This is a genomic window from Phenylobacterium sp., assembly GCF_030651185.1.
Taxonomy (GTDB): domain Bacteria; phylum Pseudomonadota; class Alphaproteobacteria; order Caulobacterales; family Caulobacteraceae; genus Phenylobacterium.
In genome coordinates this window covers 11,663-25,617 of the sequence record NZ_JAUSCJ010000001.1, presented here as the reverse complement: position 1 = coordinate 25,617, position 13,955 = coordinate 11,663, and the positions used below count along the sequence as shown (strand labels likewise).

Annotated in this window: 11 protein-coding genes; 6 read left to right on the top strand and 5 right to left on the bottom strand. The window is 68.9% G+C overall.

Going from position 1 to position 13,955, the window contains the following annotated elements:
• Positions 1-77: 77 nt before the first annotated feature.
• Complete coding sequence (locus Q7J39_RS00100; RefSeq protein WP_304819332.1) at positions 78-1,040, top strand: YihY/virulence factor BrkB family protein; 963 nt, start codon at positions 78-80, stop codon at positions 1,038-1,040.
• On the opposite strand, the gene Q7J39_RS00095 is transcribed toward Q7J39_RS00100, so the two are convergent.
• Positions 1,012-1,242, bottom strand: a complete 231-nt coding sequence (locus tag Q7J39_RS00095) for a sulfurtransferase TusA family protein (protein WP_304819218.1) — start codon at positions 1,240-1,242, stop codon at positions 1,012-1,014. The two genes, Q7J39_RS00100 and Q7J39_RS00095, sit on opposite strands and share 29 nt — an antisense overlap.
• Before the next feature lie 348 nt (positions 1,243-1,590).
• Here Q7J39_RS00095 and Q7J39_RS00090 point away from each other — a divergent pair, with 348 nt between their 5' ends.
• From Q7J39_RS00090 to Q7J39_RS00075, 4 genes are all read left to right on the top strand, one after another.
• On the top strand, positions 1,591-1,905 hold the full coding sequence (locus tag Q7J39_RS00090) for an MFS transporter (protein ID WP_304819216.1): 315 nt from the start codon (positions 1,591-1,593) through the stop codon (positions 1,903-1,905).
• A 110-nt stretch (positions 1,906-2,015) separates the two neighbouring features.
• Complete coding sequence (locus Q7J39_RS00085) at positions 2,016-2,519, top strand: hypothetical protein (RefSeq protein WP_304819214.1); 504 nt, start codon at positions 2,016-2,018, stop codon at positions 2,517-2,519.
• Positions 2,520-2,771: 252 nt separating this feature from the next.
• Entirely contained in the window at positions 2,772-5,201 is a 2,430-nt protein-coding gene (locus tag Q7J39_RS00080) for an ATP-binding protein (protein WP_304819212.1), read from the top strand.
• A gap of 125 nt (positions 5,202-5,326) precedes the next feature.
• Positions 5,327-7,234, top strand: coding sequence for a potassium transporter Kup (locus Q7J39_RS00075; RefSeq protein WP_304819209.1), 1,908 nt, complete (start codon positions 5,327-5,329; stop codon positions 7,232-7,234).
• Here the strand turns inward: Q7J39_RS00075 and Q7J39_RS00070 are convergent.
• A complete protein-coding gene (locus tag Q7J39_RS00070; protein WP_304819207.1) occupies positions 7,231-7,920 on the bottom strand; it encodes a winged helix-turn-helix domain-containing protein in 690 nt (229 codons plus the stop codon). The genes Q7J39_RS00075 and Q7J39_RS00070 overlap by 4 nt on opposite strands.
• Complete coding sequence (locus Q7J39_RS00065) at positions 7,917-9,461, bottom strand: DUF4118 domain-containing protein (protein WP_304819205.1); 1,545 nt, start codon at positions 9,459-9,461, stop codon at positions 7,917-7,919. Before Q7J39_RS00065 ends, Q7J39_RS00070 begins: the two co-directional genes overlap by 4 nt.
• Before the next feature lie 181 nt (positions 9,462-9,642).
• On the opposite strand from Q7J39_RS00065, the gene Q7J39_RS00060 reads away from it, so the two are divergent.
• Positions 9,643-11,220: a metallophosphoesterase gene (locus tag Q7J39_RS00060; RefSeq protein WP_304819203.1), complete on the top strand. Its 1,578-nt coding sequence runs from the start codon at positions 9,643-9,645 to the stop codon at positions 11,218-11,220.
• Between the two features lie 13 nt (positions 11,221-11,233).
• On the opposite strand, the gene Q7J39_RS00055 is transcribed toward Q7J39_RS00060, so the two are convergent.
• Both Q7J39_RS00055 and Q7J39_RS00050 read right to left on the bottom strand, forming a co-directional pair.
• Positions 11,234-11,965: a GNAT family N-acetyltransferase gene (locus Q7J39_RS00055; RefSeq protein WP_304819201.1), complete on the bottom strand. Its 732-nt coding sequence runs from the start codon at positions 11,963-11,965 to the stop codon at positions 11,234-11,236.
• A 2-nt stretch (positions 11,966-11,967) separates the two neighbouring features.
• Complete coding sequence (locus Q7J39_RS00050) at positions 11,968-13,893, bottom strand: M61 family metallopeptidase (protein WP_304819199.1); 1,926 nt, start codon at positions 13,891-13,893, stop codon at positions 11,968-11,970.
• Positions 13,894-13,955 lie beyond the last annotated feature (62 nt).

Genomic DNA, 13,955 nt, shown 5'->3' with positions numbered 1-13,955 from the left:
GGCGCGCCGTTTTCGGTTTCCGCTTACGGCAAGATCGCGGCTTGCCTAATCGCCCCGCCTTCATCACCTTCCGCCCGATGTCGATCAGGGGCCAGATTCAGCGTTTGCGAGACGTCGATTGGGATCCGCTGCACTGGGTGCGGCGAACCCTGGCGGTCAATGCCAAGGCGCTCACGAGGCTCTGGGGCCGCGATGTGATGCTTTATGTCGGCGGTGTTTCCTTCTTCGTCCTGCTGGCGGTGTTCCCGGGCCTCGCCATCATGGTCGGGATCTACAGCTTCTTCGCCGACGCCAGCCAGGCGGCCAGCCAGGCGGAGGCCTTGGCCCATCTGATGCCGCCGGTGGCGCGCAGCCTGTTCGAAAACGAGCTGACCCGCCTGGCCCATGCGCCCCTCGAGGCGGTCTCGGCCCAGAGCGGCGTGGCCCTGGTCATCGGGTCCTATGCCGCGCACCGGGGATTCAAGGCCCTGTTGGCGGGGCTCTCCTTCATCCACGATGACGACACGCCACGCGGGTTCGTGGGTTTCAACATCATGGCCCTGCTGGTGCTGATCGCCGCCTTCGTGCTGCTGGGCTTCCTGTCGGCGATCTTCTTTTATCTGCGCTTCGTCGCCGCCGTCCTGGATCTGAAACCATTGGCCGGCGCGCCCTGGCTGTTCAGCGAATGGACCTGGGCCAGCTTTGGCATCACGCTGGCCATGAGCCTGATTTATCGCTTCGCCATGTCCAGCCGCCCGGTGGCCTGGAAGGCGTCGATCACCGGCGGCATGGCCGCGGCCCTGCTGTGCCTGTTCATGTCCTGGGCCAGCGCCTTCTATGTGGAGCAGATCGTCCACCTGGGCGCGACCTACGGCTCCGTGGCCGCCGTCGTGGTGTTCCTCATCTGGCTTTCCTGGACGGTGAACGCGATCTTCTTCGGCGGGGCCTTGGCCACCGAGATCGAACTGGCCATGGTGGAGCACCGGCTGGCGCGGCAGCCGAACCTGCTGGCCGATCTTCGCGGCGAGAAGGCTAAGCTGGTTTCCGGATCAGAAAGCTGAGGACGCCGCCGTCCTCGGCCCGTTCCACGACCTCGAAACCGCCTTGGGCCGCGAAGTGCGGCACGTCGATCCGCGCCATGGGGTCGTCGGCATAGAGCCGCACCTGAGCCCCCGGCGCGGCGTCCTCCAACGCTCGGCGCAGCCGGAGGGTGGGAACCGGGCAGTGGTGTCCGCGCGCGTCGACGATGATCTCGCTGGCCATGGGTGAGGCATAGCCCAGTCAAGGCCAGGGAACCAAGGTCGGCCGTAGCGCGTTGGGCTCCGATACGCCGGGGAAGAGCTCCAATTTGACAACCACCTTTAGCACCAACGTGCCCGCACGCCTGGACCGGCTGCCCTGGAGCCGGTTCCACTGGCTGGTGGTCTTCGCGCTGGGGGTCACCTGGATCCTGGATGGGCTGGAGGTCACCCTGGTGGGCCGGCTTTCGCCTGCCATCGCCAGCCCCTCCGGACTGGGATTCACCGCCAGCCAGGTCGGCCTGACCGGCAGCGCCTACATTCTCGGCGCGGTGCTGGGCGCGCCGCCCTTGGCGCCGTCGGTTCGAACATCGTGCTCGATCCGAACCTGGTCCCGCAGGAATGGGGCTGGCGGGCGGCCTTCATCATCGGCGGCCTTCTGGCCCTCATCATCATCTGGGTCCGTCGCTATATCCCCGAGAGCCCCCGTTGGCTGATGACCCATGGCCGCCCGGAGGAGGCCGAGGCGATCATCGAGGAGATCGAGACCCGCGTGGCCCGCGACACCGGCCAGCCCCTGCCGCCGGTCCCCGATGCGCCGCACCTGCGTCTGCTGAGCGGCCACCGCACGTCCTGGCTCGACATCGGCCGCATGCTGTTCCGCCGCTATCCCAAGGGACGGCGCTAGGGGTCGTGCTGATGGCCACCCAGGCCTTCTGCTACAACGCCATCTTCTTCACCTAAGCCCTGATCCTCACCCGCTTCTACGGCATTGCTCCGGCCTCCATCGGCTGGTTCATGTTGCCCTTCGCGGCGGGCAACTTCATGGGGCCGCTGCTGCTGGGGCACCTGTTCGACAGCCTGGGCCGCAAGGTGATGATCAGCGCCACCTACGGCCTGGCCGGCGTGCTGATGTGCATCACGGGCTGGATGTTCGCCCAGGGGATGCTGTCGGCGGTCCAGCAGACAGCGGCCTGGACCGTGATCTTCTTCTTCGCCTCCGCCGGCGCCAGCGCGGCCTATCTCACGGTCGGAGAGAGCTTCCCCCTGGAGGTGCGGGCGGTGACCATCTCGCTGTTCTACGCCTTCGGCACCCTGCTGGGCGGGGTCGGCGGGCCGGCTCTGTTCGGCGCCCTGATCGACAGCGGCGAGCGTCACCAGATTCTCTGGGGCTACCTGCTGGGGGGCGGCCTGATGATCTTCGCCGCCATCGTCGAGCAGTTCCTGGGCATCAATGCCGAGCGAAAGTCCCTGGAGGAGGTGGCCCCGCCGCTATCTCTGGCCCTGGATGATGCGCCCTGACGCTACCGCTCTGGTTGCGGACGCGCGCCGTCGCGCCCTACGGAATGCCGCCTCTGGCCGGCGCAACATCAGCGTTACCACGTCCCAAAGGTTGAATTTCGTAAACCTGCGCGCAAGGACTCGCCGCCTAGGGTCGCGCTTTCCGTGGGGGCGGCGATTCCGGGCGATGAACTCACTTTCGCGCAGGTTCCTGATCAGCGTCGGGCTGATGTCGCTGGTGGTCACTATCCTGGGGTCCATCGGGCCTTTGTCGTGTTTCAGCGGGAACTGACCAACCGCCAGATCACCTACCTGTCGGACTATGTGCGCGAGCGCAGCTCCAACATCGACAGACGCTTCACCAACCTCACCAACCTGCACAAGGCCGCCGGCGTCGAGCTTGAGCGCCGTATGAGCCACCTGTCGGACGCCGACGTGAACCGGCTGACCGAAGACTATTTCCCGGCCAAGGGCGACGGCACCCGCCGGAGCCGTGATGCGCTGTTCGACGGCCACCTGACGGCGTCGGGGCGCTGGATCTACGGCATGGGCGGTTTCATCGGACAGGCCGACTCGGCCTCGATGGCCGACCGCCGAACGCTCGCGGCCGCCTTCTCCGTGGTCTCCGACTTCGGCCAGGCCGCCCGCAGCGAGTATGACAACTTCTACTTCTTCCAGCCCGAGCCGACCCGGCTGGTGATGTTTGGCCCCGACCGCCCCGACCGGCTGATGTTCTACCGCCAGGACGCGCCGGCCAGCCTGGACGTCTCCAAGGAGGAGATGGCCCAGATCACCCTGCCGCGGAACGACCCGACCCGGGTGACCCGCTGCACCAACCTGCAGCGCCTGATCCAGGACGACAAGGGCGAGCGCCTGGCTACCGGCTGCCTGACCCCGGCCTATGTGGACGGCCGCTATGTCGGCTCCTTCGGCTCCTCCATCGAACTCACCGGCTTCTTCCTCAACGCCATCAAGAACACCCTGCCGGGCGCCTCCAACCTGGTGGTGACAGGGAAGGGCGAACTGATCGCCTATCCGGGCTTCGGCACGCCCGGCCGGGCGTCGGCGGACGCCGTTTCAGACTATGAGCGCAAACTCAGCCTCAAGACGCTGGTGAAGGCGATCCGCAAGGACGGCCGGATGTACGGGGTGATCAACAGCCCCGACGGCCGCCAGGTGGTGGCCTATGGCCGCCTCACCGGTCCGGACTGGTATCTGGTGCTCACCTACCCGAAGTCGGCGATCGCGCTGTCGGCGGCCCGGTCGGCCTCGTGGGTTCTGGCCCTGGGGGCCATGGCCTCCCTGATCCAGACCCTGCTCGTGGTGGCTCTGGCGCGGCGAACCATCGTCCAGCCCCTGCGCCAGTTGGCCGGAACCTGCGAGCCGGAAACCTTCGGCGTGCGCGACCGCCGCCCGGAACTCAGCAATGTCGAGGACCGCACCGACGAGATCGGCGTCCTGGCCAAGGCCCTGCGCGGCGAGCGCGAGAAGGTCGAGGAGGTCCTGGCCAATCTGGAGGATCGGGTCCGCGACCGGACCGCCGAGCTGGAGCGCGCCAACGCCGAGAAGTCCCGCTTCCTGGCCAATATGAGCCACGAGCTGCGCACGCCGCTCAACGGCGTCATCGCCATCTCCGAGACCCTGGCGGCGCAGCAGAAGACCCAGCAGAGCCGCGAACTGGCCGAACTCATCGTCTCCTCCGGCCGCCTGCTGGAGCAGGTGCTGACCGACATCCTCGACTTTTCCAAGATCGAGGCAGGGGAGATCCAGCTCTCCCACGAGACCTTCGACATGCAGGCCATCGTGCGCCGCATCGCCGAACTGCATCGCGCCTCGGCGGAGTCCAAGGGGCTGGACCTCGGCTGGACGGTCTCCGAGGCCGCCCGTGGCGCCTTCGTGGGCGACCAGGTCCGCCTGACCCAGGTGCTGTCCAACCTGCTTTCCAACGCAGTGAAGTTCACCCCCGCCGGCTCCGTGCGCCTGGCCGTGACGGCGGAGGAGGGCGGGCAGGTCCGCTTCACCGTCACCGATAGCGGGATCGGCTTCGACGACGCCGTTAAGGCCCGGCTGTTCGGCCGCTTCCAGCAGGCCGACGGCTCCATAACCCGCCGGTTCGGCGGCACCGGCCTGGGCCTGGCCATCAGCCGATCTCTTGTCGAACTCATGGGCGGGGCCATCAGCGTCGAGTCGACGCCGGGGGTCGGCTCGGTCTTCACCTTCCGCCTGCCCCTGGAGGCCGTCCAGACGGCTGTGGCCGACGACGCGGTGGAAGCCGAGGCCGGCTTTGATCTCTCCGGCTGCCGCATCCTGCTGGCCGAGGATCACCCCACCAACCAGAAGGTGGTCCAGCTCATCCTGCAGTCGGTGAATGTCGAACTCGAGATCGTCGAGAACGGCCAGCTGGCCCTCGACCGCCTGACGGCCGAACGCTTCGACATCGTGCTGATGGACATGCAGATGCCGGAGCTGGACGGCCTGTCGGCCACCCGCCGGCTGCGGGCGCTCGAGGCCGCCGAGGGCCTGGCCCGCACCCCGGTGATCATGCTGACCGCCAACGCCATGGACGACCACATCCGCGCCGGCCGCGAGGCGGGCGCCGACCAGCACCTGTCCAAGCCGATCCGCGCCACCGCCCTGATAGAGACGATCATCCGCTGCCTGATCGCCGCGGAGCAGGAGCCCGGCGACCGCGAAGTGGCCTAGGGCCGCCGGCCGATCTTTACGCGGCCCTTACGTCCTGGCCCCTGATCCCGCATCGAACCGCAACGCCGCTCGGCGCTACCTCCTGCGCCGTCCCCTCGTAGGGACGGTGAGTAGTGGAGGTCGGTATGGTGTCGCGGCAGGGAGCAGGCCAGGCGGCCCCAGGGGACGCAGGCGCGGCGCGGCGGCGCTTCTGGGCGCTGACCCTCGGCTCCGTCGGGGTGGTTTTCGGGGACATCGGCACCAGCCCGCTCTACGCCATGAAGGAGGCGCTGGCCCATGCCAACGGCGCCACGGACCAGGCGGTGTTCGGGGTGGTGTCCCTGATTTTCTGGGCCCTGCTGCTGATCGTCACCATCAAGTACACCGGTCTGGTCATGCGCGCCGACAACAAGGGGGAGGGCGGCACCTTGGCCCTCATGGCGCTGGCTCAGAACGCCCTGGGACGGCGATCGCGCCTGGTGCTGATCCTGGGCGTCTGCGGGGCGGCCCTATTCTACGGCGACGCCCTGATCACCCCGGCCATCTCCGTGCTCTCGGCCACCGAAGGCCTGGCCCTGGCCCCAGGGGTGGGGCCGCTGTTCGCCCCCTACGCCTTGCCGGCCGCGGGGGTTATCCTCACGGGCCTCTTCCTCGTGCAGTCGCGGGGGACCGCCGCCGTGGGCCGCTTCTTCGGCCCCATCACCCTGGTCTGGTTCCTGGTCCTGGCGGGCCTGGGCCTGATCTACATCGTCCAGGCGCCGCAAATCCTGCTGGCGCTCAGCCCCCTCTATGCTGTTCGCCTGCTGGCGGAGAATGGACTGCTGGGCCTGGCTATCCTGGGCAGCGTCTTCCTGGTGGTGACCGGCGCCGAGGCGCTCTATGCGGACATGGGCCACTTCGGAAAGGGGCCGATCCGCGCGGGCTGGCTGCTGGTGGCCTTCCCCTGCCTGATGCTCAACTATCTCGGCCAGGGCGCCCTGGTGCTGACCGACCCGTCGGCCGCCGAGAGCCCGTTCTTCCGGATGATCCCCCAGGCGGTCTATTGGCCGGTGATGATCCTGGTGACCGCGGCCACGGTGATCGCCAGCCAAGCGGTGATCACCGGCGCCTTCTCCATGACCCAACAGGCCACCCAGCTGGGTCTGCTGCCCCGCATCAATATTCGGCGCACGAGCGAGACCGTCGCGGGGCAGATCTATGTCCCGGCCGTCAACGGCTTCCTGATGGTGGGAGTGCTCTGGCTTCTCGTGATGTTCCGCAATTCCTCGAACCTCGCCTCGGCCTACGGCATCGCTGTCACCGCCACCATGGTGGTCACCGTCCTGCTGCTGTTCGTCATCGCGCGCAGGCGGTGGAATTGGTCCCTGGCCGGCAGCCTGGCCCTGGTCGTTCCCTTCCTGTGCATCGACCTGGTCTTTCTGGGCTCCAACGTCCTGCGCATCGTCCAAGGGGGATGGTTCCCCGTGGTGGTCGGCGCCGCCATCGTCCTGGTGATCTGGACCTGGCTGAAGGGGGTGCGGATCCTGGCCGCCAAGACTCAGAGCGAGTCCATTCCGCTCGCCGACCTGTTGGAGACCCTGCATGCCCGCCCGCCCTTCCGGATCGGGGGCACGGCCATCTTCCTCACGTCCCAGCCCGACGTCGCGCCGGTGGCCCTGATGCACAACCTCAAGCACAACAAGGTACTGCACGAGAAGAACATCATCCTCACGGTGGAAACCGCCGACCGACCCCGCGTCCCCGAGGACGAGCGCGTGCAGGTCGAGCCGCTCGCCCCCGACTTCAGCCGGGTGACGGTGCAGTGCGGCTTCATGGAGCAGCCCAACCTGCCCAAGGCGCTGGGCGCGGCCCGCCGGCAGGGATTGAAGTTCGACATCATGGCGACGTCGTTCTTCCTCGGCCGCCGCTCAGTCCTGCCGGGCCGGGGGCCGGGTATGCCGCTGTGGCAGGACAAGCTCTTCATCTATCTGGTGAGAAATGCCGCCAATCCCACGGATTTCTTCCAGATTCCTCCGGGGCGCGTGGTCGAGATGGGCGCCCAGGTGACCGTCTAGTCGGCCAGGAACCGATACCCCACCCCCGGCTCTGTCACGATGTGCCGGGGCCGGGCCGGGTCGGGCTCCAGCTTCTGGCGCAATTGGCCGATGAAGACCCGCAGGTACTGGGTGTCGGCCACATGGGCGGGGCCCCAGACGGCGGTCAGCAACTGGCGGTGGGTGATCACCTTGCCGACGCCCTCCACCAGTCGGGCCAGCAGGTCGAACTCCTTGGGCGACAGCCGGACCGCCGCCCCGTCCCGGCGCACCGCGTGCATGGCGAGGTCGACCTCCAGGGCCGCGGCGCGCACCACGCGCGGGGCTGCGTCCCCCGGCTGTCCGCGCCGCAGCGCCACCCGCAGGCGGGCCAGCAATTCGCCCACGCCGAAGGGTTTCTCCACATAGTCATCGGCGCCCAGGTCCAGGGCGTCGATCTTCTCCACCTCCCGATCGCGGGCCGACAGGATGAGGATCGGACCGGCATAGAAGGCCCGCGCCTTGCTGAGCGCGACCTTGCCGTCCATGTCCGGCAGGCCGAGGTCCAGGATCACCGCGTCCGGCGCGCGCCGGGCGATCTCCTGCAGACCGGCGGCGGCGGTGTCGGCGCGGATCGGCTCGAACCCCGCCGCTTCCAGGGCCGGGGTCAGGAACCGGTGGATCTGAGGCTCGTCGTCGATAACCAGGATGCGCGGCCGCAGGCTCACAGCAGCTCCCTCGGCGTGGGGTGGGGCTTGGGCAGGGCGATCAGGATGCGGGTTCCCTTTCCCCCGGCGACGGGGCTGGTGGCGGCGATCCGGCCGCCCATGGCCTCGACGAAGCCCTTGGCGATGGACAGACCCAGGCCCAGACCGCGCCCGCGGTCGCTGGGCTGTTCGAGACGGCGGAACCGGTCGAACACGCGGTCCAGAGCCTCGGGCGGAATACCGGCGCCCTGGTCCTCGATGGAGATCAGCACATGGCCCAGATCCTCCTGGACGGCCAGTTCGATGGCGGCGCCTTCGGGACTGTAGGCGGCCGCGTTTTCGATGACGTTCAACACCGCCTGTTCCAGCAGCACGGGATCGGCGCTCACCCGGGAGAGCTGGGCGGCGAAGTCGCGCCGGATCGACCGTCCTTCGAGCCGGTCGCCCAAGCGCTCCAGCGCCGAGGCCAGGACCGCGCGCACGTCGACGAGCTCGCGCTTCGGCGACAGGGCGCCACCCTCCAGCCGGCTCATGTCCAGCAGGTCGCCGACATAGCGGTTCAAGCGGCGCGCCGCCTGCGCGATGCTCTGCAGCAGGTCACGCCGAACCGCGGGCTTCAGGTTGGCCTCGTAGTCGAGCAGCGTGGTGGAGGCGCCCAGGACCGTGGCCAGGGGCGTTCGGAAGTCATGGCTGATGGAATTCAGCAGGGCCGAGCGCAGGTGGTCGGCCTTGCGCAGGGCGTCCACCTCCGCGGCGGCGGTGGCCAGGTTGGCGCGTTCGAGGGCCACGGCGCCCTGGTGCAGCAGGGCGTTGAGAAGCCCCGACTGCTCGGGGCTCAAGCGCGAGGCGCCGCGCAGGCCGATCACCCCGACCCGGCCGCGCAGCCCCTGAAGGGGCCGCAGGCTCCAGCCGGCCGGATCGACGCTGTCGGCCCCCGTCCGCCAGGCCTGAAGGGCGGCCGCCCGCGTGGTGTCGGCCAACTCCACCAGACCCTCCGGGCCGGCGGCCAACCGCACCGTGTCCGTCTCGGGCAGCAGCACGATGGCCGCGCGGCCGGCGGCAAGCCCCGCCTGTTTCGCCAGGACGCGGGCCGCCTCGTCGGGGGTGGCGGCCGCCGACAAGCCGCCGCTGGCCTCCAGCAACGCGCCCAGCTCGCTCGCCCGGCGCGCGGCGCTGCGGGCCTGGTCGCGGACCCGGGCCGCCAGCCAGCCTGTGGAGATCGCCACGCCGAAGAACACCACGAAGGTCAGTAGGTCAGCCGGCCGCTCGATATGGAAGGTCAGGCGCGGAACCAGGAAGAAGAAATTGTAGCTCAGGGCCGCGGCGCACGCCGAGGCCAGGGCGGGGCCTACCCCGAACCAGAAGGCGCTCAGCAGCACGCTCACCAGGAACAACATCGCCAGATTGGCGCCGCTGAGCTGGGACGCCCCCAGGTGACCGATGAGGTTCGCCGCCGCCACCAGGGTCGCCGACGCGGCATAGCCCGCGACCTCAACCCGCCAAGCGCGCCGTCCGGGCGTGGCCGCCGATCGGACATCCGTCAGGTTCGAGTCAGTCGTCATCCCGCCGCCGATCACTGCCGTCCGCGATCTTACCGGCCCTCGGGGGCGGGGAACACCTGTTTGCCGCCCGGCGCCTTGGCCGCGCGCGTCCTGACGCACGAATCTCACCCCACTTTTCGCCAGGTGCACGCTCAAGCTTCCCCGTGATCTAATCGGCCCCGCACACGGGGGACTTGCACGAATGGCTCGCATCAACCGCCGCGCGGTCGTCGCAGGCGTCGGGGCCAGCGCCCTGGCCGGATCCGCCGCCGCCGCCCTGCCGCCCATCGCGCCCAGCCGCACCAAGGTCGTCTTCCTCAGCGACGTCCACATCGGCGATAACTCGCCCACCGTCTGGTATCAGAAGGACTTCCACGAGCCGTTCCTGGTCGCCCTGCTGGACCATGTGATCGCGCAGGCCGATCAGGTCCGCGAGCTGATCATCCTGGGCGACTTCATCGACTACTGGACCTATCCGCCCAACCGCCGGCCACCAGGGTTCCGGGAGATCGCGGCCGCCAATCCGGCGATCTTCGGGCCGAGGGCCAAGCTCGCTCAGGTGCTCTCGGCCCTGAAGGGCAGGGTGACCTATATCCCCGGCAACCATGACATGGGGGTCACTCAGCGCGACGTGGACTTCCTTGTCAGCCGCGAGGGCTACAAAATCCAGGTGCGCGACGATGAGGCCTATTTCCCGCTGGCCCCCGACCGTCGCCTGGCCTGTTCCCACGGTCACCGCTGGACCATGTTCAATGCGCCCGACCTCTCAACCCCGCTGGCCCCTCTGCCGCTCGGCCATTTCGTCACCCGCTCGGTGGCCTACATGCTGGCCCGCGACCTGCCGCCGGGCCGCAGTGTCGCCGACCTGCCCGACCAGGGCGCTCCCAACGGCATCGAGCTCACCAAGCTGGCCGGCTCCATCAACGGCTCGCTGATCGAGTCGGCCGTGAACTACGCGGTCAAGACCACCGGCATCAGCGAGGCCGAGCCGATCCTGCTGCCCGATGGCCGCACCACCAATCTCGGGGAGGTGAAGCTGAACTATCAGGGCCTCTGGGCCCGCTGGGCCACCGCCGTGGGGGGCGACCTCTCGGCCGCCAAGGCCGCCGCCGCCGACGTCAACGGCCGCTACCTGGCCTGGTTCGCCCAGCGCCTGGCCCTGCAAAACGGCGCCGAGTTGGTGGTCTTCGGCCACACCCACGCGCCGAAGTCGGGCCTGAAGGACGGCTTCATCAACTATGTGAACACCGGCTTCGACTGCCCCAGCCGCCCCGACATCGGGACCAAGCACCCCACCTTCATCGAGGTGGACACCACCACCCTGACGCCGCGCCTGCGCCAGGTGACCGCGCGGGCCGACGGGACCTATGCCATTGAGGACCACGCGGCGCCGGCCGACACCCTGGTCTATGCGCCGAACTTCGACTTCTCGACCTATGTCACGGTGGATAACACCCAGGGGACCAGCGACCTGGTGCGTCGCGCCGCGACCGAGGTCCATGGGCGCTATGTCGTCGGCCCGCCCACGGTGATCCCCAAGGGCCACGTCACCCGCTTCTGGCTGCAGGACAATGCTGGAGCCCGCGGTTCGGAGGGCGTGGCGACCTACGACCGGGCCGGCGGGCCGCCCGTCGAGTTGCGCTTCGGGTGCCCCACGGGGACGGTCTCGAACTTCGCCGGCGGCGCGGCGTTCCAGGCCCGCGTCGGCGGCCAGGACTGGGCGGCCCCCAATGTCGCGCCGAGGCGGGGGCATCCGCTGTTCGTGCGGTTCAGGATCTAGCGCGCGCCTGGGTTCAGCTCACCCGCACACTGGCCCCGAACGCCGGCAGGCCGAGCCGCGCCGCCACCCGTTGCGACGACAGATTGGTGGTCAGGGTCGTGTAGAACAGCGGTCGATCGGCGAGCTCGGGCAGGCTTGACCAGGCCGCGGTCACCGCCACCGCCAGGCCACGGCCTCGGAAGCCGGGAAACGTGTAGACCCCGATATCCGCCGCGCAGGACGCGATCCGCGCGGCGAAGCCCATGGCGGCGATGGTCTCGCCCTCCAGGGCCACACACCAGGGCGTCCAGAAGTCGCCGGCCCCCAGAAAGCCCGCCTCCAGCAGATGCTGCGGCATCCCGGCCTGGGCCAGGTTCGCCAGCCAATCCAGCCCCTCGGCCGTGTCGCTGCGCAGGAGCCTTGTCTCGGAGGCGAAGGTCAGGCCGTGGGGCAGGCGATAGATCATCGAGCGGCTGACGTTCTCCGCCGGCGTGTCGCGCGCCATCAGCGCGATCAGCTCGCCGAGGCAGGCGGGATCGGACGCGGCGTCGAACCACGGCGGCTCGTTGGCCACCAGGTCCTCCACGGCCCGGGCGGTCCGGGCGCCGACATCGTGGCGCAGGACGACCTGATTGCCCGCCCGGCATCCGCTCAGGAACAGGCGCGGTCCGGGCAGGGGTGTCGGCTCGTTCTCGAAGGCGATGCGGCCGTCCGCCGGGATCACGAACGTCGAACCGACATTGGCCTTCAAAAGGTCCAGCGACACGCCTACTTCCGCGCCGCCAGGATCTCGTCCAGCCGCGCCGGGGTTCCGGCGATCCGCTCGAAGCGCGGGTAACGCAGGCCGTCGTGGTAGGCGATCGGCACGGTGCGATAGCGCTCGCCGGCCTTGACCAGCAGCTCGATGGGCTGCTTGCCGCCCTTGGCCGCCTTCACGGCGTCTTTCAGCCGGTCGGCGTCATAGGCCAGGCCGCCCACCGCGATCAGCTTCACCCCGTCGGCCAGCCCCGCCTTGAAGGCCGGGCCATCCCATTGCACCGCCGTGAACTCGCCGTCCTTGTTCAGGACGAGACCCAGGGAATAGGTCAGGTCGGTGATCTTGCGCCGCGCCTCCTCGCTCTTGGCGTAGTCGGTGGGGGTATCGGTGTAGATCAGGCGATAGCCGCCCCGCGTGACGCCATCCAGGGGCGCGCCAGGGCCGTTGCCGTCCAGGCGCGTGCGCAGGAAGGTCGCCCAGTCATGGTGATGGACGGCGTTCAGCGTCCGCACCACCTCGTCGAAGTCGTAGGTGAGGGCGTTCTGCCAGTCGCCGTCATTCATCCCGAAGAAGACCTTTGCGAAGTCGTCCAGCGACTTCTTCCCCTTGGACTGCTCGCGGATCAGGGTGTCGGCGTCGAGCCAGATCAGCTGGCCCTCCGAGTAATAGTCCTCGCTGCGCTGCCAGCTGGTCCAGGCCTGGGGCCGGCGGGCGGAGATAATCGGGTCGTTGGTGGTGTCCTGCAGGGCCCGCCAGGCGCGGCCGACCCGGGTGTCATAAGCCGCCGCGGTCATGGCCATGGCGTCCAGGGTCTGCTGCTTGGTGACCAGGCCCGCGCGCGCGCCCAGCACGAAGCCCCAATACTGATCCTGGCCCTCATAGACCCACAGCAGGCTGTTGCGCATGGGGGTGTTGAAGTTGGGGGTCCACAGGTCGGCGGGCCGCCGGTACTTGCCGTTCCAACTGTGGCTGTACTCGTGGGGCAGCAGGTTGCGGGTCGCCGGCAGCTTGTCCCAGTCGAGGAAATAGCGCGGAGCCGTGCCATTCTCGCTGGAGCGATGGTGCTCCACTCCGATGCCGCCCATCCGGTCGCTGAGCGCAAACAGGAAGTCGTAGTGGTCGAAGTGGCGCGCGCCGAACAGCTTGTCGGCCTGGGTGACCATGGCCCGGTGCGCGGCCAGTTGCGACGGCGTGACCTCCAGCAGCGACGCATCGTCGGCCACGATGTTCAGCGACACCCGCGAACGTCCGCCGGGATCGAGGTCGAGCTTCTTGAAGTAACGCCCTGCGAACATTGGAGAATCCATCAGCGTCTCGAAGCTGACTGGCTTGAAGGTGGTGACCTCGCCGCTGGCCTGGGTCTCCAGCGCCGTGCCGAACGACCAACCGGCCGGCAGGCGGATGCTCGGCTCGATCTGGATCTGCCGGGTGAAGTGGCCGGCCGGATAGAGGGCCAGGGCGAACCACTGGACGTTCATCATCTCCTGGGTGACCACCACCCGGCCCTGATCGGGGGCGGTGGGCGAGAGGTACTGGAACGTCAGGTCCAGGGCGCCGGCGCCGGCTGGCACGTCGACGTGGAAGGCCGAGATGTCGACGGTGTCCCGCGTCCAGGCCACGGGCTTGCCGTCCGCAGTGATGGTCAGGCCCGCCAGTTTGTCGATGGGGCCGCGGGGCGCGTGGTTGCCGGGGATCCAGCTGGGATAGAGCAGGGTCATCGGCCCGGGCTTGGCCACGGGGATCGTCTGCTTCACCCGGAAGATGCGGCGGTCGAGGTCGGTGGCGTCCACCGAGAGCTTCAGGACGCCCGGATAGGGCGTGTCCTGCGGCGCGGCGATGGCCGGCGGCAGGACGAGCGGTTGCGGGGCGCCGGTCTGGGCGAGGGCGCCGCCGGCGCTGAGCAACAGGGCGGAGGCGGCGAGGAGCAGGCGTTTCAAGAGCGGCGGCCTTCTGAATCAGGGCGGATTTGCCCCCATCCTGCGGCCGCGGGGCCCTGACG

Bases quoted from the DNA above. Each gene is read 5' to 3' on its own strand.
- Q7J39_RS00100 (WP_304819332.1), top strand. From the start codon at position 78: ATGTCGATCAGGGGCCAGATTCAGCGTTTGCGAGACGTCGATTGGGAT.
- Q7J39_RS00095 (WP_304819218.1), bottom strand. From the start codon at position 1,242: ATGGCCAGCGAGATCATCGTCGACGCGCGCGGACACCACTGCCCGGTT.
- Q7J39_RS00085 (WP_304819214.1), top strand. From the start codon at position 2,016: ATGTTGCCCTTCGCGGCGGGCAACTTCATGGGGCCGCTGCTGCTGGGG.
- Q7J39_RS00075 (WP_304819209.1), top strand. From the start codon at position 5,327: ATGGTGTCGCGGCAGGGAGCAGGCCAGGCGGCCCCAGGGGACGCAGGC.
- Q7J39_RS00065 (WP_304819205.1), bottom strand. From the start codon at position 9,461: ATGACGACTGACTCGAACCTGACGGATGTCCGATCGGCGGCCACGCCC.
- Q7J39_RS00060 (WP_304819203.1), top strand. From the start codon at position 9,643: ATGGCTCGCATCAACCGCCGCGCGGTCGTCGCAGGCGTCGGGGCCAGC.